This window comes from Pseudomonas sp. DW-iso17, assembly GCF_058725345.1.
In genome coordinates, this window is record NZ_JBZXEA010000011.1 from 306,720 (window position 1) to 332,017 (window position 25,298).

The window sequence follows — 25,298 nt, forward strand, 5'->3', positions numbered from 1 at the left end:
CAATCAAATGCGGGAGCTGGCTTGCCTGCGATGACGGTGAGTCAGCACCTTATAAGTGACTGATACACCGCCATCGCAGGCAAGCCAGCTCCCACATTTTTACCCTGCTCCGGCAGTCAGACCGGCGCTGGCGCCCGGCGCTTGTCCGGCTGCTGCCAGCCATCCGCTGCGGCTTCTTCAATCGCTTGCTGAATAGCCTTCTTGCGATGCTCTTCGGCCCGACGGCTGAAGAACCACACCAGGAAGGTCACCAGCGACACCGCCAACAGAATCAGGCTCGCCACGGCGTTGATCTCGGTTTTAACCCCCAGACGCACCGCCGAGAACACTTCCATCGGCAAGGTGGTGGAACCAGGGCCCGACACGAAGCTGGCCAGTACCAGGTCGTCCAGCGATAGCGCGAACGACATCATGCCGCCCGCCGCCAGCGACGGCGCGATCATTGGGATGGTGATCAGGAAGAACACCTTCCATGGCCGTGCGCCCAAGTCCATCGCCGCCTCTTCGATCGACAGGTCCAGCTCACGCAAGCGCGCCGACACCACCACCGCCACATACGCCGCACAGAAGGTGGTGTGGGCGATCCAGATGGTGACGATGCCACGTTCCTGGGGCCAGCCGATCATCTGCGCCATGGCCACGAATAGCAGCAACAGCGACAGACCGGTGATCACTTCGGGCATCACCAACGGTGCCGTCACCAGGCCACCGAACAGCGTGCGGCCCTTGAACTGGCTGATGCGCGTCAGCACGAAGGCCGCCAGGGTACCCAACGCCACCGCCGCCACCGCCGTGTAGCAGGCAATTTCCAGGGAGCGGGCCACCGAGCCCATCAACTGGGTGTTGTCCAACAGGCCCACGTACCACTTGATCGACCAACCGCCCCACACTGTCACCAGCTTGGATTCGTTGAACGAGTAGATCACCAGGATCAACATTGGCAGGTAGATGAACAACAGGCCTGCGACCAGCATGAAGCTGGAGAAACGAAAGCGCTTCATATCTTGCCCTCCAGCTCTTTGGCTTGGCTGCGGTTGAACAGGATGATCGGCACGATCAGGATCGCCAGCATCACCACCGCCAGGGCAGACGCCACCGGCCAGTCACGGTTGTTGAAGAACTCTTGCCACAACACCTTACCGATCATCAGGGTTTCCGGGCCGCCGAGCAGTTCAGGAATCACGAACTCGCCCACCACCGGGATAAACACCAGCATGCAACCGGCGATGATGCCGTTCTTGGACAGCGGCACGGTGATTTTCCAGAAGCTGTTGAAGGTGCTCGAACCGAGGTCCGAAGCGGCTTCCAGCAGGCTCTGGTCGTGCTTCACCAGGTTGGCGTACAGGGGCAGGATCATGAACGGCAGGTACGAATAGACCACGCCGATGTACACCGCGATGTTGGTGTTGAGGATCTGCAGCGGCTCGTTGATCAAGCCCATGGACATCAGGAAGCCATTGAGCAGGCCGTTGTTGCTGAGGATGCCCATCCACGCATACACCCGGATCAGGATCGCGGTCCAGGTGGGCATCATGATCAGCAGCACCAGCACGGTCTGCATCTCTTTGCGCGCGGTGGCAATGGCGTAGGCCATCGGGTAGCCGATCAGCAGGCACAGCAGCGTGCTGAAAAACGCCATCTTCAGCGAGCCCAGGTAGGCGGCGATGTACAACTCGTCGCCCGCCAGCAAGCTGTAGTTGGCCAGGTTCAGCACCACCTCCAGCTTTTGCTCAACGTAGGTATAGATCTCGGTATAGGGCGGGATCGCCACATCGGCTTCGGCAAAGCTGATTTTCAGCACGATGAAAAACGGCAGTGCGAAAAACAGGAACAGCCAGAGGAAAGGAATCCCGATGACCACCTGCTTGCCATTGGGCACGATGCGATCCAAGCGCCGCTTGAATTTCTTCATGTTCATGAGCGAAGTACCACGCCGCTGTCGTCTTCCCACCACACGTACACCTGGTCACCCCAGGTTGGGCGCTGGCCACGGCGTTCGGCGTTGGCAACGAAAGACTGCACCAGCTTGCCGCTCGGCAGCTCCACGTAGAACACCGAGTGGCCGCCCAGGTAGGCGATGTCGTGCACCTTGCCGCTGGACCAGTTGTGCTCGCAGGTCGGCATTTCAGTGGTCACCAGCAGCTTTTCCGGGCGAATCGCGTAGGTCACCGACTTGTCTTCCACCGAGGTGGCGATGCCGTAGCCCACGTAGATGTCGCGGTCCAGGTCCGGGCACTTGAGCACCGCGTGGCCTTCAGCGTCGTCCACCACTTGGGTGTCGAAAATGTTGACGTTGCCAATGAACTCGCACACCAGGCGGCTGGTGGGCGTTTCGTAGATATCGATGGGGCTGCCGATCTGGGCGATCCAGCCCAGGTGCATGATCGCGATGCGTTCGGCCATGGTCATGGCTTCTTCCTGGTCGTGGGTCACCATCACGCAGGTCACGCCGACGCGCTCGATGATTTCCACCAACTCCAGTTGCATCTGCGAGCGCAGCTTCTTGTCCAGGGCGCCCATCGGCTCATCGAGCAGCAGCAGTTTCGGGCGCTTGGCCAGGGAGCGGGCCAAGGCCACACGCTGGCGCTGGCCGCCGGACAATTGGTGCGGCTTGCGCTTGGCGTACTGGCTCATCTGCACCAGCTTGAGCATCTCGGCCACGCGTGCGTCGACTTCAGCCTTGGGGATCTTGTCCTGTTGCAAGCCGAAGGCGATGTTCTGCGCCACGGTCATGTGCGGGAACAAGGCGTAGGACTGGAACATCATGTTGATCGGCCGCTCGTAGGGCGGCATGTCGGTGATGTCCACACCGTCGAGGTAGATGCGACCTTCGGTTGGGCGCTCGAAACCTGCAAGCATGCGCAGCAAGGTGGATTTGCCCGAACCCGAACCGCCGAGCAAGGCGAAGATCTCGCCTTTCTTGATTTCCAGGGACACATCGTCCACGGCAATCGTCTCGTCGAACTTCTTCGTGACCCGGTCGATTTTGACCAACACCTTTTTCGGTGTCTGGTCGCCCTCGAGGGCTTTCTTATAGGCGCCGGAGGCAACTGCCATTTACGAAACTCCCAAAAAAAACTGTGCAGCCGGCCCAATGCGGGCCAGCCTTGGATAGTTTGAGCCTTACTTGCCCGTCTTGACCTTGGTCCAGCTACGGGTCATTAAACGCTGCACTTTCGGGGGTAGCTCAAAGTTGACGAATGTCCGCTCGAGAACCGCCTGCGGTGGGTAAACCGCTGCGTCGGTGCGTATCGATTGCTCCATCAGTTTGTCCGCCCCTGGGTTAGGGTTGGCGTAACCGACTTGATCGCTGACCTGAGCGATCACCTCAGGCTGCAGCAAATAGTTGATGAAGGCATGGGCTTCCTTGACGTTGCTGGCATCCTTGGGAATCGCCAGCACGTCGAACCACAGGTTGCCGCCTTCTTTGGGAATCGTGTAGGCGATGTTCACGCCTTTGCCCGCCTCCGCCGCACGGGCCTTGGCCTGGAACACATCGCCGGAGAAACCGGCCGCCACGCAGATGTTGCCGTTGGCCAGGTCCGAAATGTATTTGGAGGAATGGAAGTAGGTCACGTAGGGCCGCACTTTCAGCAGTTTTTCCTCGGCCTTCTTGTAGTCGGCCGGGTTGGTGCTGTTGGGGTCCAGGCCCATGTAGTTGAGTACTGCGGGCAGCATTTCATCGGCCGAGTCCATGAACGACACACCGCAAGTGGCCAACTTCTTCATGTTTTCCGGTTCGAACAACACGGCCCAGGAGTCGATCTTGTCGACCCCCAGCACTTCCTTGACCTTGTCGACGTTGTAGCCAATGCCATTGGTGCCCCACAGGTACGGCACCGCGTACTGATTGCCCGGGTCGTTCTTTTCCAGGCGCTTGAGCAGCACCGGGTCGAGGTTGGCGTAGTTTGTCAGCAATGACTTGTCGAGCTTCTGGAATGCCCCGGCCTTGATCTGCTTGCCCAGGAAATGGTTGGACGGCACCACCACGTCGTAGCCGGTGCGCCCGGCGAGCAACTTGCCTTCCAGGGTTTCGTTGGAGTCAAACACGTCATACACAGGCTTGATACCACTGGCCTTTTCGAAGTTGGCGAGGGTGTCGGGGCCGATGTAGTCCGACCAGTTATAAATATGCACCGTCGGTGCGGCCTGTACGCTGGCAGCCAGCGTGATACCTGCACCCACCAGCATGGCTTTGCGAAATAAAGAAATTGGCAAGTGGAGGTCCTCTTGAATAGTTGGGGCCTTGAAGTTGTTGCCCGGCAACAAAACCGGCGCGCAACTTACCGTCGATAAACCGATCCGGCAAAACTTTCTTTGATCTAATTTGTGGGAGGGGGCTTGCCCCCGATGGCGATGCACCATCCGAGAGAATCGCCGACTGACACTCCGTCATCGGGGGCAAGCCCCCTCCCACAGGTTTTGAGGCTTACTTGCCCGATTTGATCTTGGTCCAGCTACGGGTCATTTCACGCTGAGTTGCCGCTGGCATGTCGGCAATGGCGTAGAGCTTGGATTGCACTTCGGCCGACGGATAAATACCCGGGTCGCTGGTGATGTCTTTATCGACCAGGGCAGTGGCTTTCTCGTTACCGTTCGGGAAACGCACACTGTTGGTGATCGCGGCCATGACGTCTGGCTTGAGCAGGTAGTTCATGAATGCGTAGGCAGCCTCGACGTTTTCGGCATCCTTGGGAATGGCGACCATGTCGAAGAAGCTGCCAGCACCTTCCTTGGGAATGTCGTAGGCGATCTTGACCTTGCCACCGGCTTCAGCCGCGCGGGTTTTGGCCTGTTCGATGTCACCCGAGTAGCCCACAGCCACGCAGATGTTGCCGTTGGCCAGGTCGGAGATGTACTTGGAGGAGTGGAAGTAGCCGATCGAAGGACGGATTTTCATGAACAGGTCTTCGGCCTGTTTCAGATCAGCCTTCTTCGTAGTGTCGGTCGGCAGGCCCAGGTAATGCAGCGCTACCGGCAGCATTTCGGTCGGCGAATCGAGGAAGCTCACGCCGCAGCTTTTCAGCTTGGCGATGTTTTCCGGCTTCATCAGTACGTCCCACGAGTCGATCTTGTCCACGCCCAGTGCGGCCTTGACCTTCTCCGGGTTGTAGCCGATGCCCATCGAGCCCCACATGTACGGGAAGGCGTGCTTGTTGTCCGGGTCGCTGACCGATACGGCCTTGAGCAGGGATTTGTTCAGGTTGCCGTAGTTGGACAGCTTGGACTTGTCCAGCTCCTGGTAGACACCGGCCTTGATCTGCTTGGCGAGGAAGCTGTTCGACGGCACGACGATGTCGTAGCCGGACTTGCCTGCCAGCAACTTGGCTTCCAGGGTTTCGTTGCTGTCAAAAACGTCGTACACCACTTTGATGCCCGACTCTTTTTCAAAGTTGGCGATGGTGTCCGGTGCAATGTAGTCGGACCAGTTGTAAACGTGCAGCACTTTATTGTCTGCCTGGGCCGCGCCCGCCATTGCACCCATCAGGGACAAGGCGAGGAGGGTCTTGCCAGCGTTCTTCAAACCTAATGCCTTCATTTGGTGATGCTCCAATTTTTTCTTTTTTGGGCCACAAGCGTTGTATGTTTTACGGCCCAACCGAAGGGCAACAAAACAGGGCGACAGTCTGGCAAGTTCAGGGGCCGGCTTTCAACCAAAGCCCCTGCATTTTTAACTGCCCAGTGCACCGCGCACTGAGCCTAGCACTTAGCTCTGCAAGGCAGCCAAAGTCAGGTCCAGGCAATGGCGGGCCTTGGTGACCAGCTCGTCGATTTCAGCCTTGCTGATGACCAGTGGCGGCGAAATGATCATGGTGTCGCCCACGGCGCGCATGATCAGGCCATTTTCAAAGCAGAAGGTTCGGCAGATCATGCCGGCGCCTTTGCCTTCGTGACGCTTGCGCGTCGCCTTGTCCTGCACCAGCTCGATCGCACCGAGCATACCGACGCCGCGTACTTCACCCACCAGCGGGTGATCACCCAGTTCCCTCAGACGTTTCTGCAAATACGGTGCCGTTTCGTCGTGCACACGGTTAACGATTTTTTCATCGCGCAGGATGCGGATGTTTTCCAGCGCAACAGCCGCGGCCACCGGGTGACCGGAGTAGGTAAAGCCGTGGTTGAAATCGCCCCCTTCGTTGAGCACCGCCACCACTTCGTCACGCACGATCAGGCCGCCCATGGGCACGTAGCCCGAGGTCAGGCCCTTGGCGATGGTCATCATGTGCGGCTTGAGGTCGTAGAAATCGCTACCGAACCACTCACCGGTACGGCCGAAGCCGCAGATTACTTCGTCGGCGACAAACAGGATGTCGTACTTGGCGAGGATTTCCTTGATGCGCGGCCAGTACGTGGCAGGCGGCACGATCACGCCACCGGCGCCCTGGATCGGCTCGGCAATAAAGGCGCCGACGTTGTCCACGCCCAGCTCCAGGATTTTCTCTTCCAACTGGTTGGCGGCCCACACACCGAATTCCTCGGGGCTCATGTCGCCGCCTTCGCCAAACCAGTACGGCTGCGCGATGTGGGTAATGCCCGGGATCGGCAAATCGCCCTGCTCGTGCATATAGGTCATGCCGCCCAGGCTGGCGCCGGCCACGGTAGAGCCGTGGTAGCCATTCTTGCGGGCAATGATGGTTTTCTTGTTGGGCTGGCCCTTGATCGCCCAGTAGTGGCGGACCATGCGCAACATGGTGTCGTTGCCTTCGGAGCCAGAGCCGGTGAAGAACACATGGTTCATGCCGGCCGGCGCGACATCGGAAATGACCTTGGCCAACTCCAATACCGGTGGGTGTGCGGTCTGGAAGAACAGGTTGTAGTACGGCAGTTCTTTCATCTGCTTGGCGGCGGCATCGGCCAGTTCATCGCGACCGTAACCGATCGCCACGCACCACAGGCCGGCCATGCCGTCGAGGATCTTGTTGCCTTCGCTGTCCCACAGGTAAACACCGTGGGCTTTGGTGATGATCCTTGGGCCTTTCTCTTTCAATTGCTTGAAGTCGCTGAACGGCGCCAGGTGGTGATCATTGCTCAAGGCTTGCCATTCACGGGTTTGCGGGTTGTTGCTGGACATACCAATCTCCTAGACTTTTCAGTGAAGGCGCGCCATTTAAAAGGCGCGCCCGGCGCATCAGACGGCGAAGAGCAGGAATTCCCGCTCCCACGAACTGATCACGCGCTTGAAGTTTTCATGCTCGGCCCGCTTGACCGCGACGTAGCCCGTGATGAATTTTTGCCCCAGGTATTTCTCGATGGTCTTGCTGTTTTCCATGCGTTCCAGAGCGTCTTCGATGGTCAACGGCAGGCGCAGGTTGCGCCGCTCATAACCACGGCCCACCACCGGCGCGCTCGGGTTATGGCCTTCGACCATGCCGATGTAGCCGCACAACAGGCTGGCGGCAATCGCCAGGTACGGGTTGGCGTCGGCGCCCGGCAGGCGGTTTTCCACGCGGCGGTTCTGCGGGCCAGCATCCGGTACGCGCAGGCCGACGGTGCGGTTTTCTTCGCCCCATTCCACGTTCACCGGCGCCGAGGTATCGGGCAGGAAGCGGCGGAACGAGTTCACGTTGGGGGCGAATAAAGGCAGCAATTCAGGGATGAACTTCTGCAGGCCGCCGATGTGGTTGAGGAACAGCTGGCTCATGGTCCCGTCTTCATTGGAGAAGACGTTCTTGCCGGTGGCAATGTCGATGATGCTCTGGTGCAGGTGCATCGCGCTGCCGGGCTCGCCGGTCATGGGCTTGGCCATGAAGGTGGCGGCCACGTCGTGCTTGAGCGCGGCTTCACGCATGGTGCGCTTGAACACCAGGATCTGGTCGGCCAGGGACAGGGCATCGCCGTGACGGAAGTTGATTTCCATCTGCGCGGTGCCGTCCTCGTGGATCAGGGTGTCGAGGTCCAGCTCCTGCAGTTCGCACCAGTCGTAGACGTCTTCAAACAGCGGGTCGAATTCGTTGGCTGCTTCTATAGAAAAGGACTGGCGACCGGTTTCCGGGCGGCCGGAGCGGCCAATCGGCGGTTGCAGCGGGAAGTCCGGGTCTTCGCAGCGCTTGGTCAGGTAGAACTCCATCTCCGGCGCCACGATGGGCTGCCAGCCGCGGTCGGAGTAGAGCTTGAGGACTTTCTTGAGCACGTTGCGCGGCGACAGCTCGATCGGGTTGCCTTGCTTGTCGTAGGTGTCGTGGATCACCTGGGCGGTCGGTTCGATGGCCCAGGGCACCAGGAATACCGCGTTCTGGTCGGGGCGGCAGATCATGTCGATGTCGGCCGGGTCGAGCAATTCGTAATAGATGTCGTCTTCGACATAATCGCCGGTCACGGTCTGCAACAGAACGCTCTCGGGCAGGCGCATGCCTTTTTCGGCAATGAACTTGTTGGTCGGCGAAATCTTGCCCCGGGTAATGCCGGTGAGGTCGCCAATCATGCATTCGACTTCTGTGATCTTGTGGTCTTTCAACCAATCGGTGAGCTGGTCGAGGTTGTTACTCATAAATGCCTCTGGGCTGGGTTTCCTGGCATCCATTAAAGGCCAGGCGTTGGTTGACGCAGCATCCGCGTCGTTTTTTCATTCAGGGTAGGAGCTTACCTGCCATTTGCCCGCAGGTTGCATTCCTCAGGCCAAAGTTGTGCGCAATTATGATCGGCACGGCGGATGAGGGTCGCTCAGTGGCGTCGGAGATGGCAAAAAGGAGATCGGCCGGGCCGTCAAGAATATTGGCCGGTGCCTGGGCATTCACACGGGGCGAACGAGCTGCGGACAAAGCCTGGCTGGAGCAGGCGCAGACGCCGATTGGCGGCAGGTGAAACATGAAGCACCCCGGTATTATTGCTGTTATGGGTTTGAATCGAGCTTAGCCTTGTTCATTTTTTTACACAACACCCCCGTAAAAAATCCTACACGGCCCGCTCAAGCCTGCAGGTCCCAAGCCCCTAAAACCCAAAAAACCGCCCCAAAACCCCGCAAAAAAGGCTCCATGGCGCTTTTTTAGGGCAAAAAATGCCTCGCTTGACTTCGGCAGGCCGTTCGGGTTGACTGAAACCAGAAAAGATCAATGATTGATATTTTTAACAACAAAGGTGTTGCATCATGTCGGTACCCCCGCGTGCCGTTCAGCTTAACGAAGCGAACGCGTTCCTTAAGGATCATCCTGAGGTTCTGTACGTAGACCTTCTAATTGCGGATATGAATGGTGTGGTGCGCGGTAAGCGCATCGAACGCACCAGCCTCCACAAGGTTTACGAGAAGGGCATTAACCTGCCTGCCTCTTTATTTGCCCTGGATATCAACGGCTCTACGGTGGAAAGCACCGGCCTGGGCCTGGACATCGGTGATGCTGACCGAATCTGTTATCCAATCCCCGACACCCTGTGCAATGAACCCTGGCAAAAGCGCCCTACCGCGCAACTGCTGATGACCATGCACGAACTTGAAGGTGAACCTTTCTTCGCCGATCCGCGCGAAGTGCTCCGCCAAGTTGTTACCAAGTTTGACGACCTCGGTCTGACCATCTGCGCCGCCTTCGAGCTTGAGTTCTACCTGATCGACCAGGAGAACGTGAACGGCCGGCCACAACCGCCCCGCTCACCGATCTCCGGCAAACGCCCGCACTCGACACAGGTCTACCTGATCGACGACCTCGACGAATACGTCGACTGCCTCCAGGACATTCTGGAAGGTGCCAAGGAGCAAGGCATCCCAGCGGACGCCATCGTCAAGGAAAGTGCCCCGGCGCAGTTCGAAGTGAACCTGCACCACGTTGCCGACCCGATCAAGGCCTGCGATTACGCGGTACTGCTCAAGCGCCTGATCAAGAACATCGCCTATGACCATGAGATGGACACCACCTTCATGGCCAAGCCTTACCCAGGCCAGGCAGGCAACGGTTTGCACGTGCACATCTCCATTCTGGACAAGGACGGCAAGAACATCTTTGCCAGCGAGGATCCCGAGCAGAACGCCGCATTGCGTCACGCGATCGGCGGTGTGCTGGAGACCCTGCCCGCCCAGATGGCGTTCCTGTGCCCCAACGTCAACTCCTACCGTCGTTTCGGCGCACAGTTCTACGTGCCGAACTCGCCGTGCTGGGGCCTGGATAACCGCACCGTGGCGATTCGCGTACCCACCGGCTCGTCCGATGCCGTGCGTATCGAACACCGTGTGGCTGGCGCCGATGCCAACCCTTACCTGCTGATGGCCTCGGTATTGGCGGGCGTGCACCACGGCCTGACCAACAAGATCGAGCCGAACGCTCCGGTGGAAGGCAACAGCTACGAGCAGAACGAGCAGAGCCTGCCGAACAACCTGCGCGATGCCCTGCGTGAGTTGGACGACAGCGAGGTAATGGCCAAGTACATCGATCCTAAATACATCGATATCTTCGTCGCCTGTAAGGAAAGTGAGCTGGAGGAGTTTGAACACTCCATCTCCGACCTTGAGTACAACTGGTACCTGCATACCGTGTAAGCGGTTGCTGCAATAAAAGAACGCCGCTGATTTTGGTCAGTGGCGTTTTTTTATGGGTTTATTTTGGAAACCGGGTTCGCCTCATCGCAGGCAAGCCAGCTCCCACATTTGATCGCGTTCCAACCTTCAAATGCGTTCCATTGTGGGAGCTGGCTTGTCGGGTCGCCGCATCGCTGCGATAGCGGCCTGGCAGACAACACACCTTCCTGCTCATACAATGCCCGCTGCCTTGTAGGAGACATCCATGACCACCCGCCCCGCCACTGTTCGCAAACCCCGCGCCCGCAGCCAGGCCCGGATCGATGCGATCCTTGAAGCCGCCCGCACCTTGCTGGCCGCCGAAGGTGTGGCCAGTTTGTCGATCTACAGCGTGGCCGAACGAGCACAGATACCACCGTCATCGGTGTACCACTTTTTCGCCAGTGTGCCGGCGTTGCTGGAGGCGTTGACCGCTGACGTTCACGCAGCCTTTCGCGCCGCCATCCAGGCCCCCATCGAGCATGAATCGCTCAAGCATTGGCGCGACCTGTCCTACATCGTTGAACAACGCATGCTCAGCATCTACAGCAACGATGCCGCGGCGCGCCAGTTGATCCTCGCTCAGCACGGGTTGACCGAAGTGACCCAGGCCGATCGCCAGCATGATCTGGAATTGGGCGACTTGATGCTGGCGGTGTTCAATCGCCACTTTGAAGTGCCCACGCTACCGAGCGATGTGGACGTGTTTGCCCTGGCATTGGAGTTGAGCGACCGCGTGTACGCGCGCTCGGTGCATCAGCATGGGCTGATTACGCCGCGCATGGCGGAGGAAGGGATGCGGGTGTTTGACGCGTATGTGGGGCTTTATTTGCCGGCCTATCTGCCTAAGCGCTGATCGTTCCCACGCTCTGCGTGGGAATACATCCCGTGGCGCTCTGCGTCACCTTTGGCACAGCGGGACGCGGAGCGCCCCAGGCGGCATTCCCACGCAGAGCGTGGGAACGATCAGTGGCGTTATCACAACTTGGCAATCGACACCTCAGTGGATTTCACAAAGGCAATCACTTCACTGCCGATCACCAGCTCCAACTCCTTGACCGAACGGGTGGTGATCACCGAGGTGACAATGCCGGACGCGGTCTGCACGTCAATTTCCGACAGCACGTCGCCAACCACGATTTCCTTGATGGTGCCTTTGAACTGGTTACGCACGTTGATGGCTTTAATAGTCATGGTGTTTTTCCTGTGTGAGTTATTGAGCCCAACGCAATTGCGTCGGCAGCGGTGAAACAGGTTCGGGTTCCGGTGGGGAACCGGGTAGCGATAGCACGCGGTTGAGCACTTCGGCTTCCAGCGCGGCCAAGCGATGTGAGCCACGGGCCCGTGGGCGTGGCAGGTCGATGTTCAGGTCGAGGCCGATTTCGCCGTTTTCAATCAGAATCACGCGGTCGGCAATCGCCACGGCTTCGCTGACGTCGTGGGTCACCAGCAACACCGTGAAACCGTGCTTGCGCCACAGGTTTTCGATCAGTTGCTGCATCTCGATGCGGGTCAGGGCATCCAGTGCGCCCAGCGGCTCATCGAGCAGCAACAGGCGCGGCTGGTGGATCAACGCCCGGGCGAGTGCCACGCGCTGTTTCTGGCCACCGGACAACGCCGCCGGCCATTCATTGGCGCGCTCGGCCAGGCCAACCGCTTCCAGCGCATCCAGCGCTTTGGGCCGCCAGTCGCCCTTGAGGCCCAGGCCGACGTTATCGATGATCTTTTTCCAGGGCAGCAAACGCGCTTCCTGGAACATCAACCGTGTATCTTCAATCGCTTCGTGCAGTGGCGCGGAGCCGGCCAGCAGCTCGCCGCCACTGGCTTTGTCCAGCCCTGCCAACAGGCGCAGCAAGGTACTTTTGCCGCAACCGCTGCGGCCGACCACAGCCACGAACTGCCCCGCAGGAATATGCAGGTCGATCTCTTTGAGCACTTGGCGGGTACCAAAGGCCTTGCGCAATTTGCGCACCGCCAGTGGGATACCCTTCAACAGACGCGGAGGTTGTTGGGCCGTCATGCTGCACCTCCTTTGACTTGATACGCCGGGTGCCAGCGCAGCCACACACGTTCCAGCCCACGGGCTGCCAGGTCGGCCAGTTTGCCGAGGATGGCGTACATGACGATGGCCAGCACCACCACGTCGGTTTGCAGGAATTCACGGGCATTCATCGCCAGATAACCGATGCCGGAACTTGCCGAAATGGTTTCCGCCACGATCAGCGTCAGCCACATGAAGCCCAGGGCGAAGCGCACCCCCACCAGGATCGACGGCAGCGCGCCCGGCAGAATCACTTGCCAGAACAGGCTGAAACCGGACAAGCCATAGCTGCGCGACATCTCCACCAATGCCGGGTCGACATTGCGAATGCCGTGGTAAGTGTTCAGGTAGATCGGGAACAAGGTCCCCAGGGCCACCAGGAAAATTTTCGCGGTCTCATCAATGCCGAACCACAGGATCACCAGCGGAATCAGCGCCAGGTGCGGCACGTTGCGGATCATCTGCACGGAGCTGTCGAGCAAGCGCTCGCCCCACTTCGACAAGCCGGTGATAAAGCCCAGGGCCAGACCGATGCTGCCTCCGATCACAAAGCCCAGGCCGGCGCGCCAGCCGCTGATGGCCAGGTGCGTCCAGATTTCGCCGCTGACCACCAGGTTCACCCCGGCTTCGATCACTGCACTCGGCGCTGGCAGAATACGCGTCGACAACCAACCCGCCGACACCGACAACTGCCACACCGCCAGCAATAAGATCGGCAGCACCCAGGGCGCCACGCGATGGCTGATTTTTTCTAAGTCCATAACGGCGCCTCAGCTCTGTGACGCAGCTTTGGGAAGGATGTCGTTGGCCACCATCTCGCCAAACGGACTGACGTAGCCGGCGCTTTTTGGCAGCTCGGGACGTTCGATATCCAGGTGCGGGAACAACAGCTCGGCGACCCGATACGACTCTTCCAGGTGTGGATAACCGGAGAAGATAAAGGTATCGATACCCAGGTCCGCGTACTCCTTGACCCGCGCCGCAACCGTGGGGCCATCGCCCACCAGCGCCGTCCCTGCGCCGCCACGTACCAGGCCGACGCCGGCCCACAGGTTGGGGCTGACTTCCAGGTTGTCACGGCTACCGCCGTGCAAGGCTGCCATGCGTTGCTGGCCCACCGAATCGAAGCGCGCCAAGGACGCCTGGGCGCGGGCGATGGTCTCGTCGTCCAGGTGGGAGATCAGTTTGTCGGCGGCTTTCCAGGCTTCGTCGTTGGTTTCGCGCACGATCACATGCAAGCGAATGCCAAAGCGCACCGTGCGTCCCAGTTTTGCAGCCTTGGCGCGTACCTGCGCGATCTTTTCCGCAACGGCTGCCGGCGGCTCGCCCCAGGTCAGCACCATCTCCACCTGTTCGGCCGCCAAGTCCTGGGCGGCCTCGGAGGAACCGCCGAAATACAGCGGCGGGCGTGGCTGCTGGATCGGTGGGTAGAGCAATTTGGCGCCTTTGACGCTGATGTGCTCGCCGTCGTAGTCCACGGTCTCGCCTTCCAGCACACGGCGCCAGATGCGGGTGAATTCCACCGACGCCTGGTAGCGCTCTTCATGGCTCAAGAACAATCCGTCGCCAGCCAGTTCTTCCGGATCGCCACCGGTGACCAGGTTGAACAGCGCACGGCCACCAGACAGGCGATCCAGGGTCGCGGCCTGACGCGCGGCCACGGTCGGGGAGATGATCCCAGGGCGCAGGGCAACCAGGAATTTCAAGCGCTGGGTCACGGGGATCAGCGAGGCGGCCACCAACCACGAGTCTTCGCAAGAGCGGCCCGTAGGGATCAACACCCCGCCGAAACCCAGGCGGTCGGCAGCCTGGGCCACTTGTTGCAGGTAACCGTGGTCGACAGCGCGGGCGCCTTCGGCGGTGCCAAGGTAATGACCGTCGCCGTGGGTGGGCAGGAACCAGAAAATATTGAGGCTCATGGAGTTGTCTCCTGAATGAAGTCGGATTACGGCGCTTTGGCAACCGCGGCGGGTGGCGTCCAGATCACGTCCTTGATGCTCAAGGGCTTGGGGATCAATTTGAGTTGGTAGAAGGTGTCTGCGATTTTCTGCTGGGCGGCGACCACTTCCGGGGTCAGGAACAGCGCGCCGTAGCCCTGGCGTTTCACCGATGTGAGGGTGATATCTGCCGGCAGGCCGAGCAGTGGGGCGACCTGCTCAGTCACTTCCTGCGGGTTGGCCTTGGACCATTCGCCTACCGCACGCACCTCTTCCACCAACGCCTTGATCACTTGCGGGTGCTGTTCGGCGTAGGGTTTGGTGGCTAGGTAAAACTGATGGTTGTCGGCAATTGCGGTGCCGTCTCGCAGGGTGCGCGCTTGCAGTTGCTTCTCGGCGGCGGCCTGGTACGGGTCCCAGATTACCCAGGCGTCCACGCTGCCACGCTCGAATGCGGCACGGGCATCGGCGGGGGGCAGGAACACGGTCTTTACGTCGGTGTAGTTGAGGCCGGCATCTTCCAGGGCACGCACCAGCAGGTAGTGCACGTTGGAGCCTTTGTTGAGCACGACCTTTTTACCCTTGAGCTCGGCCACCGATTTGATCGGCGAGTCCTTGGGCACCAGGATCGCTTCGCTGGTAGGCGCGGGTGGTTCGTAGGCGACGTAGAGCAGATCAGCGCCAGCCGCCTGGGCAAACACCGGTGGGGTTTCGCCGGTAACGCCGAAGTCGATGGAGCCGACGTTCAGGCCCTCGAGCAATTGCGGGCCACCGGGGAACTCGGTCCACTGCACCTGCACGCCTTGGTCGGCCAGGCGTTTTTCCAGGGTGCCCTTGGCCTTGAGCAGCACCAGGGTGCCGTACTTCTGATAACCGATCCGCAAGGTCTCGGCGGCTTGGGCTTGAACGATGGCGCCGAAGGACACAGCCGCAGCAAAGAGTGCGACCAGACCACGACGCAAGATGACAGTGCGCATGGCGCTCTCTCCAACTGTGCGATTAGGGTTTTGGCTGCACCTGCTTGGCCGTTGTCGGCTGAGTAAGGTGAGGGTTTCCAGCTTTTCGGGGTGAGGCTCAGATGCTCCAGCGAGCACTCAACAAACGTTCATTCAATACGTCAGGGTCCAAAGGTTTTGGCCGTCGCGCCATGGCGCTGTAGAGCTGCTCCAGGGCTTCGTGCAGACGCTGTTCAAGTACCGGCACCAGTTGCGCCTGAACACTGCCTTCGCCATAGGCGATCTGGCTGTCTTCGGCAAAAATACCGTGGAGCAATTCCTGCGCCTTGAGGGCCGACAGCACCGGCTTCAGGGCGTAGTCCACCGCCAGCATGTGGGCGATGCTGCCGCCGGTCGCCATCGGCAGCACCACCTTATGGGCCAGCGCACGCTCCGGCAGCAGGTCCAATACGGTTTTCAACGCCCCGGAAAACGACGCCTTGTACACCGGCGTGGCGATCACCAGCCCGTCAGCGTTGGCGACTTGTTGCAGCAGGTCGATGACCTTGGGGCTGTCGAAGCGTGCGTGCAGCAAGTCTTCAGCCGGGAAGTCCCGTACCTGGTAACTCACCACTTCCACGCCCTGCTGTTGCAGCCACTGACGGGTTTTATCCAGCAAGACCCCAGAGCGGGAACGCTGGCTGGGACTGCCTCCAAGTGTTACGACCAGCATGCAGGAGATTCCTTGAGCAAGTGTCGGCGGTTCGCTGTGCGGCGATGGCGCCAAGATGGGATAGACCTTATCAGCAGATTTATATATCTATAAATCTTATTTATTCATTTGTTTATTCCATAAATACATAAGCGTTTAACCAATCGCCAGGCGAAAAAAAAGGCCGTCGAAACGGCCTGAAAACCCCTGCTGTGTGAGACGGTTTGCAACTTGAAGCCTGTGCTGTTCATGAGGCCGCCATCGCGGGCAAGCCCGGCTCCCACAGGGGAATGCGGTCAACTGTGGGAGCCGGGTTTGCCCGCGATGGCGATATCAGCCTTAACGATTGGGTTGTGGGGTAAGACGCAGGTACGGCTTCACCGCGCGATAGCCCTTGGGAAAGCGTTTCTTGATCTCTTCCTCGTCCTTGAGTGACGGCACGATCACCACTTCATCCCCATCCTGCCAGTTGGCCGGCGTCGCCACCTTGTGGTTGTCGGTCAGTTGCAGCGAGTCGATCACCCGCAGGATTTCATGGAAGTTACGCCCGGTACTGGCCGGGTAGGTGATGGTCAGGCGGATCTTCTTGTTCGGGTCGATCACGAACAAGGAGCGCACGGTGAGGGTATCGCTGGCATTCGGGTGGATCAGGTCGTAGAGGTCCGAGACCTTGCGGTCGGCGTCGGCCAGGATCGGGAAGTTGACCACGGTGTTCTGGGTCTCGTTGATGTCTTCGATCCACTTGTGGTGCGAGTCCACTGGGTCTACCGACAGGGCGATGGCCTTGACCCCACGCTTGGCGAATTCGTCCTTGAGCTTGGCGGTGAAACCCAGTTCGGTGGTGCACACCGGCGTGAAGTCCGCCGGGTGGGAAAACAACACTCCCCAGCTGTCGCCCAGCCATTCATGGAAACGAATCTTGCCGGCGCTGGAATCCTGTTCGAAGTCGGGGGCGATGTCGCCCAGTCTTAGGCTCATGGTGTGGCTCCTGATGAGTGCTTATGGAGCCCACTGTGCATGGATTTTTTGTGATTTAAAAAGAATAAATATCGATTTATCTAGACGATAAAAGAATATTAAAAATCAGTTCATTGGACTTGGGAACGGCCTGAGGCCAACATCGCCTTCAAGGTTCGAGAAGGCCTTGAGACGCTGCAAAAAAGAGGGATTCAGGAAGGGCTTGCGGGGGTTGAGCCCGACTTGAACAGCAAGACACCTTGCCCGGCATTGCGCCGGGCAAGGTTTTACAGTCTTACAACAGCGGGATCGAGTAGCTGACGATCAAGCGGTTTTCGTCCTGGTTACGCGCGTTGGCGATGTCGCTGCGCCACATAGCGTTTTTCCACGCCACGCCGACGTTTTTCAGCGGACCTTCCGGTACGACGTAGGCAACAGTGATGTCACGTTCCCACTCGGACTGGCCGGTGAACTCGGTACGGTTGCTGGCGACGGTGTCGATATGATCACCTTTCAGGTAAACCACACCGGCGGTCAGGCCAGGCACGCCGACTTTGGCGAAGTCGTAGGAGTAGCGAGCTTGCCAGGTACGCTCGCCGGCACGGGCGAACTTCTGGATCTGCATGTCGGTGGTGATGTAAGCCGACGAGCCGTCACCCTGGTTCAGCCAAGGGAAGTCGCTGCTGCCGTTGCTGACCTGGTAACCGCCACCGAAGGTGTGGCCGGCAACCGAGTACAGGAACAGGCCGCTGTACAGGTTGTTGTCGACTTTGCCACGGCCGGAGTTCACGCCGCTGTAGTTGCCCGTCGAGAAGTAAGCGGACTGGTTGCCGTTGTTACCATCGTCGGAGCTGTTGAAGTAGCGCAGGTCAGACTTCAGCACGCCAGGACCAATGGCCCAGTTGTGGGTCAGGCCCAGGAAGTGTTGCTTGTAGAAATCTTCCAGGTTGCCGTAGTAGTACTGGGCGGTCAGATCCTTGGTGATCTTGTAGTCGCCACCGGCGTAGTAGAACTTGTTGCTCGAACGCCAGTTCACACCACGGCTGTTGGCGCCGGAGATGGACAGGCTTTCGTTGTTGCTGGAGTTACGGCCCTTGGCTTTTTCGATCTGGCCGGCGACCAGGGTCAGGTCCTTGATGTCGCTGGAGGTGATCTGGCCACCCTGGAAGGTCTGCGGCAGCATACGACCATCGTTGGTGACGATGACCGGCAGCTTGGGCTGCAAGGTACCCAGCTTCAGTTCGGTCTGGGAGATCTTGGCCTTGGCGGTCAGGCCCAGGCTCGAGTAGTTATCAACGGCTTCGCCATTGGACTTGCTCGGGAAGATAGTGCCGCCGTAAGAGCTGGCAGTCGCACCGTTGGTGCCGCCGCCGGAATCCAGGCGAACACCCAACAGGCCGATAGCGTCGAGACCGAAGCCAACAGTGCCTTGGGTGTAACCGGAGATGAAACGCAGATCGAAGCCTTGGCCCCATTCTTCGTTCTTGCTCGGGTTGGCCGTGCCTTCGCGGTTATCGGTGTTGATGTAGAAGTTACGCAGGCCCAGTGTGGCCTTGCTGTCTTCGATGAAACCGGCAGCGCCTGCTTGCTGGGCGATTGCGCCCAACGTTACAGCCACAGCCAAGGTGGACTTCTTCATGTACCGCTCCTCTCATTTCTAATTTTTGTATTTCTTTGGTCTCGGGTCTGACGCCCTCGATCCACAGATGCGCGATTAGCGCCAGATAGTGACCACCAAGTCAATCGTAACCTTGTGTGTCTACTACCTTCGTCTAATCGCAGTTGATTTGGTCCCTGCAGGGTAATGAGTTTTTCATACACCCAAAAAGAATTATTTCATTCTTTTTCATACGATCCAGGAATAAGACTTTCCGTGAAGCTGGTCGGTCAGGATAGACGCGCCGCTCCATAAGCTAATTCCTAAAGGGTATTTACTGGTGCTTTTTTAGATCGATTAGTGTTGCCGTACGGTTGCATACGTCACTCACGATCAAAAAGGCGACGCCATCATGGCCAAACGCACATCCTCCCGTCAATTTGTTACAGTTTTTGTATCGCTATTACTTTCTTTTGGTGTCAACGCCGCCGACCTGACGGTGGGCTACCAGACCGGCATCGATCCCAGCAAGGTTCCCCAGGCCGACGGCCTGTACGAAAAAGCCATCGGCGAAAAAATCGCCTGGCGCCGCTTCAACAGCGGGCCAGAGGTAGTCACGGCCATCGCTTCCGGTGATGTACAAATCGGCAATCTCGGCTCCAGCCCGCTCGCGGCGGCGGCCTCGCGCAACCTGCCGATTGTGGCGTTTATCGTATCGGCACAGATCAACGCTTCTGAAGCCCTGGTGGTGCGCAACGGCAGTGGCATCGACAACCCCCAGGACTTGATTGGTAAAACCATCGCCACGCCCTTCGTCTCCACCTCCCATTACAGCCTGCTCGGCGCGCTGAAACACTGGGGGCTGGACACCAAACAAGTCAAAGTGGTGAACCTGCAACCGGCCGAAATCGCCGCCGCCTGGAAGCGTGGCGATATTGATGGGGCTTTTGTGTGGTCACCGGCCCTGGGCGAAATCCGCAAGACCGGAAAAACCCTGACAGACGCGGCGCAGGTGGGCCAATGGGGCGCACCGACGTTTGAGGTGTGGGTGGCGCGCAAGGATTTTGCGCAAAAACATCCTGAGGTAGTGGCCAAGTTCGCCAAAGTTACCCTGGATGCCTTTGCCGACTATGCCGCCCACAAAGACAGCTGGACGGTGGATTCCGAGCCAGTGCAGAAAATCGCCAAATTGACAGGTTCAAATGCCGACGACATTCCGGAACTGTTGGCCGGTACGACGTTTCCGGATGCGCAGGCACAGCAAACCGCTGCGCTGCTCAAGGGCGGCACGGCGAAGGCGATTGAGGAAACGGCGAAGTTCCTGAAGGAACAGGGGAAGGTAGAGACGGTGCTGCCGGATTATTCGGCCTATGTGACCGACAAATTCATCCCACAATAAATACAGTCTTTGGTGGGAGCTGGCTTGCCCGCGATACCAGCAACTCGGTCCTGCAGTTAAACCGAGGCGCCGCTATCGCAGGCAAGCCAGCTCCCACACAGAGCAGTATTCTTTTACAGGGCCTTCTCGAAAATCTTCGAGTTGCGCTGATAGTTGTACAGCGACGCCCGCGCCGACGGCAGGCGGTCCACGCTGCTCGGCACAAAACCGCGTTCGCGGAACCAGTGGGCCGTACGGGTGGTGAGTACAAAGAGGGTTTTCAAGCCCTGGGCGCGTGCCCGGGTCTGGATGCGTTCGAGCAACACATCGCCTCGCGCGCCGTGGCGGTACTCCGGGTTCACTGCCAGGCACGCCAACTCCCCCGCATCCGAATCCGCGATCTGATACAGCGCCGCGCAGGCGATGATCATGCCTTCGCGCTCGACCACGCTGAACTGTTCGATCTCACGCTCCAGCACTTCCCGCGAACGGCGCACCAGAATGCCCTGCTCTTCCAGCGGGCTGATCAGGTCCAGCAAACCGCCGACGTCTTCGATCGCCGCTTCGCGCACCAGTTCGAATTGCTCCTGGGCCACCAGCGTACCGCCGCCGTCGCGGGTAAACAGCTCGGTGAGCAAGGCGCCATCTTCGGCGTAGCTGACGATATGGCTGCGCCCTACTCCACCCCGGCAGGCTTCGGCAGCGGCATCGAGCAGTTCGGCTTGATAGTTGCTGCCCAGGCGTTGCAGGTGCGCGGGTACTTGTTGTGGGCGCAATTCACGCACCAGGCGGCCGTTCTCATCGATCAGACCGGGATCGGCGCCGAACAGCAGCAACTTGTCGGCACCCAGGTCGATGGCGGCGCGGGTGGCGACGTCTTCGCAGGCCAGGTTGAAGATCTCGCCGGTGGGCGAATACCCCAACGGCGACAGCAGCACGATAGAGCGCTCATCCAACAGGCGGTTGATGCCCTTGCGGTCGACCCGGCGCACTTCGCCGGTGTGGTGGTAGTCCACGCCTTCAAGCACGCCGATTGGCCGTGCGGTGACCAGGTTGCCGCTGGCCACGCGCAGGCGCGAGCCCTGCATCGGCGAGGACGCCATGTCCATGGACAAGCGCGCCTCGATGGCAATACGCAGATGACCCACCGCGTCGATCACACACTCCAGCGTCGCAGCATCGGTGATGCGCAAGCCTTCGTGGTAAGCCGGGGTAAGGCCGCGTGCTTGAAGGCGGGTTTCGATTTGCGGGCGCGAGCCATGCACCAGCACCAGGCGCACACCCAGGCTGTGAAGCAGCACCAGGTCGTGGACGATATTGCCGAAGTTGGGGTGGTCCACACCATCGCCGGGCAGCATGACTACAAAGGTGCAGTCGCGGTGGGCGTTGATGTAGGGCGAAGCGTGACGAAGCCAATTGACGTATTCGGGCATAACACCTGGGCCTGTAATAAAAAGCAGCCAAATAAAGGATCAATCGTGAAAGCGCACAGCGGCTGATGGTTATCGTCGGAACAGGCTTGGCGACACGCTCACTCTCCTTATGTACGAATGGGCAAGGGCAAATTTATGCAGGTTTCAGGCAGTAGTGTTCGATCAGTTCCCGCAATAGACGCACTGTAGGCGTCAAGCGTGACATTTCAAGGTATTCGCCCGGCTGGTGAGCGCAGGCGATGTCGCCAGGCCCGAGCACCAGGGTTTCGCAACCGAGGCGCTGAAGATAAGGCGCTTCGGTGCCGAACGCTACTGCTTCGGCACGATGACCGGTCAAACGTTCCGCCACCCGCACCAGCTCGGCGTCTTCGGGCTGCTCAAAGGGGGGGACTTCGGGGAACAACGGCGCGTAGTCGATCTTGACCTTATGCCGCTCGGCCACGGGTTCGAGCTTCTGGCGAATCGCGGCGCGCAGCACCTCGGGGTCCATGCCCGGCAGGGGGCGCAGGTCGAACTCCAGGGAGCATTGGCCGCAGATGCGGTTGGGGTTGTCGCCGCCGTGAATGCAGCCGAAGTTCATCGTCGGCTGCGGCACGCTGAATTGCGCGTTACGGTACTCGCGCTGCCACGCCAGGCGCAGGCCGCGCAGTTCGCCGATGGCGTCATGCATGGCTTCCAGGGCGCTGTGGCCCAGGCTGGGGTCCGACGAGTGGCCGCTGCGCCCGAGGATGTCGATGCGCTCCATCATCACGCCTTTGTGCAAGCGGATAGGCTTGAGCCCGGTCGGCTCGCCGATCACAGCTGCACGACCTAATGGGCGCCCCGCCTCGGCCAGCGCACGGGCACCGGACATAGAGCTTTCCTCATCACAGGTGGCCAGGATCAACAGCGGTTGCTTGAAGGGTTGGTCCAGCAGCGGCAACACCGCGTCGATAACCAGTGCGAAGAACCCCTTCATGTCACAACTGCCCAGCCCTACCCAGCGACCATCGACTTCCGTCAGCTTGAGCGGGTCGGTCTTCCACAGCGCCGCGTCATACGGCACGGTATCGCTATGCCCCGCCAACACCAAGCCACCGGGGCCGCTGCCGAAACTGGCCAACAGGTTGAACTTGCCGGGGCTGACTGGTTGGATATCGATGGCAAAGCCCAGGTCGCCCAGCCAAGCGGCGAGCAGGTCGATCACCGGGCGATTGCTCTGGTCGAGAGACGCCTGGGTGCAGCTCACCGACGGCGCGGCGATCAAGGCGGCGAACTGCTCTTTCATGGACGGTAACGGCATGCGCGGTCTCCCAACTTCCCGGATGAACCTCACTATAGAGGCATCTGCGCAACACAATAAACCGTTGCGGCACGTTGCCGGGCTCAGTCCTGTACACTGCACGACCTTGGCAGCCACACTTTTCCCCGGCTGCGCTCCCGATCCTGGATTTTCCGGCCATGCAGAAAGAAACCGAAATCAAGCTACGCGTCAGCCGCGAAACACTCGCCGCGCTGCGTGAGCACCCGTTACTGAAAAAACGCAACAAAAGTGGCTGGGAACGCCGTGAGTTGATGAACCAGTACTTCGACACCCCCGAGCGTGACCTGGCCCAGGCCAAGGTTGCCCTGCGCCTGCGCAAGGACGGTGACGACATCATCCAGACCCTCAAGACCCGCGGCCAAAGCGTCGCCGGCCTGTCGGAACGCAACGAATACAACTGGGACCTGCCCAAAGCCAAGCTCGACGTGAAGAAACTCGATGGCGAGTGCTGGCCCGAGCAACTGGCCGAGCTGGACAAAAAGACCCTCAAGCCGATCTTCACCACCGACTTCGTGCGTGAACGCGCCGAGATCGCCTGGGGCCGTGGCAAGGCCAAGGTGGTGATCGAAGCCGCCCTGGACCTGGGCCATGTGGTGGTCGGCAAGCAGAAAGAAGAAATCTGCGAGCTGGAACTGGAACTGCGCGAAGGCGAACCGGCGGCCCTGCTGGAACTGGCCGCCGAGCTGGCCGCAACCCTGGCCCTGATGCCGTGCGACATCAGCAAGGCCGAACGCGGCTATCGCCTGTATGACGCCAGCAGCTACTCCCTGAGCCTGCCGGCGCCACAGATCCACGCCGAAATGCCATTGGACGACGCCTTCGCCGCGATCCTGTGGCACCTGCTGGGCAGCAGCCAGCGCCTGGCTGAGCAATACCGCTTCAATGGCCACTGGCGCCTGCTGCAGGACTGGGTCGAGAACCTCGGCGAGTTGCGCGCCCTGATCGGCAGCCTCGGTCAGGCCGCGCCGCGCCAATCCACCAGCGAACTGCGCAGCGCCCTGGATGCGTTGCTGGAAGACTGGCGCCCGCTGGTCCAGGCCGGTGACGACGATGAAGACATTCGCAAAGCCGCGCCCGAGCAGTTCATCGAAGAGCTGCAAGACGTGCGCTGGGGCCTGTTCTCACTCAACCTCTCGCGCTGGCTGCTGGCCCGCACCTGGACGGCCGAGCGTAATGTGCGTGGCAACCGCCAGGGCGCTGCGCAAATCACCAACTGGCTGCCACGCCTGTTGGCTGACGACGCCGTCGCCCTGCAACTGCAGCGCTACCAGCAACAGCCGGAAGATCTGGCTGAGCAACTGCCGCGTATCGAACGCATTCAGGCCTGGCTGCACCATGCGCGCCATGTGGTGGACATTCCTGAGCTGGACCGTTTGTACGGCGAACTGAACAAGCTGGCGCACCTGGCCAACCAGCCGATTACCGATGAATCCCTGGATGCGCGTATGCATCAGGCGATTGCGGTGTATCAGAATCGTGCCTGGAAGACCCTTCTGCGCCTGTAATCGCTATCGCGGGCAAGCCCGCTCCCACATTTGCTGTGGGAGCGGGCTTGCCCGCGATGAGGCCCTCCCTGTCAGCGCAAGACTGGCAGGCTAGTGGTGGACTTGATCTCCGACAGCGCCACAATCGAGTTGACCTCCTGGATCCCCGGCACCATCGACAACTTCTCGAAGAAAAACCGCTCGTACGCCTCGATATCCGAGGTGACGATACGCAGCAGAAAATCCACCGCCCCCATCAGCACGTAGCACTCCAACACTTCCGGAAAACCGCGAATCGCCTCGGTGAACTCAGTGAAATTGGAGCGACCGTGGGCGTTGAGTTTGACCTCGGCGAAAATCTGCGTGTTGAGCCCGATTTTCTTGCGGTCCAGCAGGGTGACCTGGCCGCGGATCACCCCCTCCTCCTTGAGCCGCTGAATACGCCGCCAGCATGGCGACTGCGACAGGCCGACCTGCTCGGCAATCTGTGCACTGGAGAGCGAGGCATCCTCTTGCAGCAAGGCCAGGATGCGGCGGTCGTAGGCGTCCAACTCATTTTGCATAAAAGAACCCATGAATAGGCTTATCTTGAATTGTTTTGGTCTATTTATCGCCAAATAGGTTTATTTTAGATAAGAAATCTCCCGAAGCGAATGTAAAAATTTCTCCAGTCGAAACTGGAGAGTCAGCATGCATGCCGTCGAAACCGCCTACCCCGCCACCCGCGTCGATGCGTGGGCCGTCAATAGTAGCCACTGCCAGGCGCACTATCGCATCGTCGCCGAGGCTGAACCGGACGTGCTGTGCCGGGTGCTGAACTACTTCGCGCTGCAATTGCTCACGCCCACCCAGGTCAGCATGAACCGGGAAGCCGACCTGCTGAGCATCGATATCGTGATGACCGGCCTGAGCTGGCACCGCGCCCAGGTGATCGGTGAAAAGATTCGAAACCTGATCAGCGTCTGCACCCTGGAGCTGTGGTCGGCTGATTCCGAGCGGCCTCAAGCGCTGGCGGCGATGGCGCAGTAAAAACCGGCAACA

Annotated in this window: 23 protein-coding genes; 5 read left to right on the plus strand and 18 right to left on the minus strand. The window is 59.7% G+C overall.

Annotation, left to right across the window (positions count from 1 at the left end; translation table 11 throughout):
* Positions 1-116 precede the first annotated feature (116 nt).
* The 7 genes from AC4PS6_RS09310 to AC4PS6_RS09340 form a co-directional block, all read right to left on the minus strand.
* Entirely contained in the window at positions 117-1,001 is an 885-nt protein-coding gene (locus AC4PS6_RS09310; protein ID WP_492180776.1) for an ABC transporter permease subunit, read from the minus strand.
* Complete coding sequence (locus AC4PS6_RS09315; RefSeq protein WP_003195238.1) at positions 998-1,918, minus strand: ABC transporter permease subunit; 921 nt, start codon at positions 1,916-1,918, stop codon at positions 998-1,000. Before AC4PS6_RS09315 ends, AC4PS6_RS09310 begins: the two co-directional genes overlap by 4 nt.
* Positions 1,915-3,057, minus strand: coding sequence for an ABC transporter ATP-binding protein (locus AC4PS6_RS09320; protein WP_003195240.1), 1,143 nt, complete (start codon positions 3,055-3,057; stop codon positions 1,915-1,917). Before AC4PS6_RS09320 ends, AC4PS6_RS09315 begins: the two co-directional genes overlap by 4 nt.
* 66 nt (positions 3,058-3,123) lie before the next feature.
* Complete coding sequence (locus tag AC4PS6_RS09325) at positions 3,124-4,218, minus strand: polyamine ABC transporter substrate-binding protein (protein ID WP_014720384.1); 1,095 nt, start codon at positions 4,216-4,218, stop codon at positions 3,124-3,126.
* 211 nt (positions 4,219-4,429) lie between these two features.
* The gene (locus tag AC4PS6_RS09330; RefSeq protein WP_019817783.1) at positions 4,430-5,524 is read right to left on the minus strand and encodes a polyamine ABC transporter substrate-binding protein; all 1,095 of its coding nucleotides are present in this window, start codon (positions 5,522-5,524) and stop codon (positions 4,430-4,432) included.
* Positions 5,525-5,707: 183 nt separating this feature from the next.
* Entirely contained in the window at positions 5,708-7,072 is a 1,365-nt protein-coding gene (locus AC4PS6_RS09335; RefSeq protein WP_020301828.1) for an aspartate aminotransferase family protein, read from the minus strand.
* A gap of 57 nt (positions 7,073-7,129) precedes the next feature.
* Positions 7,130-8,488, minus strand: coding sequence for a glutamine synthetase family protein (locus AC4PS6_RS09340; RefSeq protein ID WP_003195249.1), 1,359 nt, complete (start codon positions 8,486-8,488; stop codon positions 7,130-7,132).
* A gap of 597 nt (positions 8,489-9,085) precedes the next feature.
* Between AC4PS6_RS09340 and AC4PS6_RS09345 the strand changes: the two genes are divergently transcribed.
* Together AC4PS6_RS09345 and AC4PS6_RS09350 are read left to right on the plus strand one after the other, a co-directional pair.
* Positions 9,086-10,462 carry a glutamine synthetase family protein gene (locus AC4PS6_RS09345; RefSeq protein ID WP_003195252.1) on the plus strand — a complete coding sequence of 459 codons (1,377 nt, stop codon included), beginning with the start codon at positions 9,086-9,088 and terminating at the stop codon, positions 10,460-10,462.
* Between the two features lie 244 nt (positions 10,463-10,706).
* The gene (locus tag AC4PS6_RS09350; protein WP_336826830.1) at positions 10,707-11,336 is read left to right on the plus strand and encodes a TetR/AcrR family transcriptional regulator; all 630 of its coding nucleotides are present in this window, start codon (positions 10,707-10,709) and stop codon (positions 11,334-11,336) included.
* Positions 11,337-11,458: 122 nt separating this feature from the next.
* On the opposite strand, the gene AC4PS6_RS09355 is transcribed toward AC4PS6_RS09350, so the two are convergent.
* The 8 genes from AC4PS6_RS09355 to AC4PS6_RS09390 all read right to left on the minus strand — a co-directional run bounded on the left by AC4PS6_RS09355 (position 11,459) and on the right by AC4PS6_RS09390 (position 18,701).
* On the minus strand, positions 11,459-11,674 hold the full coding sequence (locus tag AC4PS6_RS09355) for a TOBE domain-containing protein (protein WP_003176783.1): 216 nt from the start codon (positions 11,672-11,674) through the stop codon (positions 11,459-11,461).
* Between the two features lie 19 nt (positions 11,675-11,693).
* The gene (gene ssuB, locus AC4PS6_RS09360) at positions 11,694-12,500 is read right to left on the minus strand and encodes an aliphatic sulfonates ABC transporter ATP-binding protein (protein WP_014720389.1); all 807 of its coding nucleotides are present in this window, start codon (positions 12,498-12,500) and stop codon (positions 11,694-11,696) included.
* On the minus strand, positions 12,497-13,282 hold the full coding sequence (gene ssuC, locus AC4PS6_RS09365; protein WP_003195258.1) for an aliphatic sulfonate ABC transporter permease SsuC: 786 nt from the start codon (positions 13,280-13,282) through the stop codon (positions 12,497-12,499). Before ssuC ends, ssuB begins: the two co-directional genes overlap by 4 nt.
* A gap of 9 nt (positions 13,283-13,291) precedes the next feature.
* Entirely contained in the window at positions 13,292-14,440 is a 1,149-nt protein-coding gene (ssuD, locus tag AC4PS6_RS09370) for an FMNH2-dependent alkanesulfonate monooxygenase (protein WP_003195260.1), read from the minus strand.
* Positions 14,441-14,466: 26 nt separating this feature from the next.
* Positions 14,467-15,435: a sulfonate ABC transporter substrate-binding protein gene (locus tag AC4PS6_RS09375; RefSeq protein ID WP_014720391.1), complete on the minus strand. Its 969-nt coding sequence runs from the start codon at positions 15,433-15,435 to the stop codon at positions 14,467-14,469.
* A 97-nt stretch (positions 15,436-15,532) separates the two neighbouring features.
* Entirely contained in the window at positions 15,533-16,126 is a 594-nt protein-coding gene (gene ssuE / locus AC4PS6_RS09380) for an NADPH-dependent FMN reductase (protein WP_014720392.1), read from the minus strand.
* 318 nt (positions 16,127-16,444) lie between these two features.
* Positions 16,445-17,083 carry a peroxiredoxin gene (locus AC4PS6_RS09385; protein WP_003195267.1) on the minus strand — a complete coding sequence of 213 codons (639 nt, stop codon included), beginning with the start codon at positions 17,081-17,083 and terminating at the stop codon, positions 16,445-16,447.
* A 274-nt stretch (positions 17,084-17,357) separates the two neighbouring features.
* The gene (locus tag AC4PS6_RS09390; RefSeq protein WP_014720393.1) at positions 17,358-18,701 is read right to left on the minus strand and encodes an OprD family porin; all 1,344 of its coding nucleotides are present in this window, start codon (positions 18,699-18,701) and stop codon (positions 17,358-17,360) included.
* 370 nt (positions 18,702-19,071) lie between these two features.
* Between AC4PS6_RS09390 and tauA the strand changes: the two genes are divergently transcribed.
* Complete coding sequence (tauA, locus tag AC4PS6_RS09395) at positions 19,072-20,058, plus strand: taurine ABC transporter substrate-binding protein (protein ID WP_019817785.1); 987 nt, start codon at positions 19,072-19,074, stop codon at positions 20,056-20,058.
* A 113-nt stretch (positions 20,059-20,171) separates the two neighbouring features.
* On the opposite strand, the gene argA is transcribed toward tauA, so the two are convergent.
* Both argA and argE read right to left on the minus strand, forming a co-directional pair.
* Entirely contained in the window at positions 20,172-21,470 is a 1,299-nt protein-coding gene (argA, locus tag AC4PS6_RS09400; protein WP_014720395.1) for an amino-acid N-acetyltransferase, read from the minus strand.
* A gap of 133 nt (positions 21,471-21,603) precedes the next feature.
* Positions 21,604-22,752, minus strand: a complete 1,149-nt coding sequence (gene argE / locus AC4PS6_RS09405; protein WP_014720396.1) for an acetylornithine deacetylase — start codon at positions 22,750-22,752, stop codon at positions 21,604-21,606.
* Between the two features lie 158 nt (positions 22,753-22,910).
* Between argE and AC4PS6_RS09410 the strand changes: the two genes are divergently transcribed.
* Entirely contained in the window at positions 22,911-24,278 is a 1,368-nt protein-coding gene (locus AC4PS6_RS09410; RefSeq protein ID WP_020301821.1) for a CYTH domain-containing protein, read from the plus strand.
* 71 nt (positions 24,279-24,349) lie between these two features.
* On the opposite strand, the gene AC4PS6_RS09415 is transcribed toward AC4PS6_RS09410, so the two are convergent.
* Entirely contained in the window at positions 24,350-24,820 is a 471-nt protein-coding gene (locus AC4PS6_RS09415; RefSeq protein ID WP_103451968.1) for an Lrp/AsnC family transcriptional regulator, read from the minus strand.
* Positions 24,821-24,947: 127 nt separating this feature from the next.
* On the opposite strand from AC4PS6_RS09415, the gene AC4PS6_RS09420 reads away from it, so the two are divergent.
* Entirely contained in the window at positions 24,948-25,286 is a 339-nt protein-coding gene (locus AC4PS6_RS09420; protein ID WP_038451930.1) for an ACT-like domain-containing protein, read from the plus strand.
* Positions 25,287-25,298 lie beyond the last annotated feature (12 nt).

Bases quoted from the DNA above. Each gene is read 5' to 3' on its own strand.
- AC4PS6_RS09310 (WP_492180776.1), bottom strand. From the start codon at position 1,001: ATGAAGCGCTTTCGTTTCTCCAGCTTCATGCTGGTCGCAGGCCTGTTG.
- AC4PS6_RS09315 (WP_003195238.1), bottom strand. From the start codon at position 1,918: ATGAACATGAAGAAATTCAAGCGGCGCTTGGATCGCATCGTGCCCAAT.
- AC4PS6_RS09320 (WP_003195240.1), bottom strand. From the start codon at position 3,057: ATGGCAGTTGCCTCCGGCGCCTATAAGAAAGCCCTCGAGGGCGACCAG.
- AC4PS6_RS09335 (WP_020301828.1), bottom strand. From the start codon at position 7,072: ATGTCCAGCAACAACCCGCAAACCCGTGAATGGCAAGCCTTGAGCAAT.
- AC4PS6_RS09340 (WP_003195249.1), bottom strand. From the start codon at position 8,488: ATGAGTAACAACCTCGACCAGCTCACCGATTGGTTGAAAGACCACAAG.
- AC4PS6_RS09345 (WP_003195252.1), top strand. From the start codon at position 9,086: ATGTCGGTACCCCCGCGTGCCGTTCAGCTTAACGAAGCGAACGCGTTC.
- AC4PS6_RS09350 (WP_336826830.1), top strand. From the start codon at position 10,707: ATGACCACCCGCCCCGCCACTGTTCGCAAACCCCGCGCCCGCAGCCAG.
- AC4PS6_RS09355 (WP_003176783.1), bottom strand. From the start codon at position 11,674: ATGACTATTAAAGCCATCAACGTGCGTAACCAGTTCAAAGGCACCATC.
- ssuB (WP_014720389.1), bottom strand. From the start codon at position 12,500: ATGACGGCCCAACAACCTCCGCGTCTGTTGAAGGGTATCCCACTGGCG.
- ssuC (WP_003195258.1), bottom strand. From the start codon at position 13,282: ATGGACTTAGAAAAAATCAGCCATCGCGTGGCGCCCTGGGTGCTGCCG.
- ssuD (WP_003195260.1), bottom strand. From the start codon at position 14,440: ATGAGCCTCAATATTTTCTGGTTCCTGCCCACCCACGGCGACGGTCAT.
- AC4PS6_RS09375 (WP_014720391.1), bottom strand. From the start codon at position 15,435: ATGCGCACTGTCATCTTGCGTCGTGGTCTGGTCGCACTCTTTGCTGCG.
- ssuE (WP_014720392.1), bottom strand. From the start codon at position 16,126: ATGCTGGTCGTAACACTTGGAGGCAGTCCCAGCCAGCGTTCCCGCTCT.
- AC4PS6_RS09385 (WP_003195267.1), bottom strand. From the start codon at position 17,083: ATGAGCCTAAGACTGGGCGACATCGCCCCCGACTTCGAACAGGATTCC.
- AC4PS6_RS09390 (WP_014720393.1), bottom strand. From the start codon at position 18,701: ATGAAGAAGTCCACCTTGGCTGTGGCTGTAACGTTGGGCGCAATCGCC.
- tauA (WP_019817785.1), top strand. From the start codon at position 19,072: ATGGCCAAACGCACATCCTCCCGTCAATTTGTTACAGTTTTTGTATCG.
- argA (WP_014720395.1), bottom strand. From the start codon at position 21,470: ATGCCCGAATACGTCAATTGGCTTCGTCACGCTTCGCCCTACATCAAC.
- argE (WP_014720396.1), bottom strand. From the start codon at position 22,752: ATGCCGTTACCGTCCATGAAAGAGCAGTTCGCCGCCTTGATCGCCGCG.
- AC4PS6_RS09410 (WP_020301821.1), top strand. From the start codon at position 22,911: ATGCAGAAAGAAACCGAAATCAAGCTACGCGTCAGCCGCGAAACACTC.
- AC4PS6_RS09415 (WP_103451968.1), bottom strand. From the start codon at position 24,820: ATGCAAAATGAGTTGGACGCCTACGACCGCCGCATCCTGGCCTTGCTG.
- AC4PS6_RS09420 (WP_038451930.1), top strand. From the start codon at position 24,948: ATGCATGCCGTCGAAACCGCCTACCCCGCCACCCGCGTCGATGCGTGG.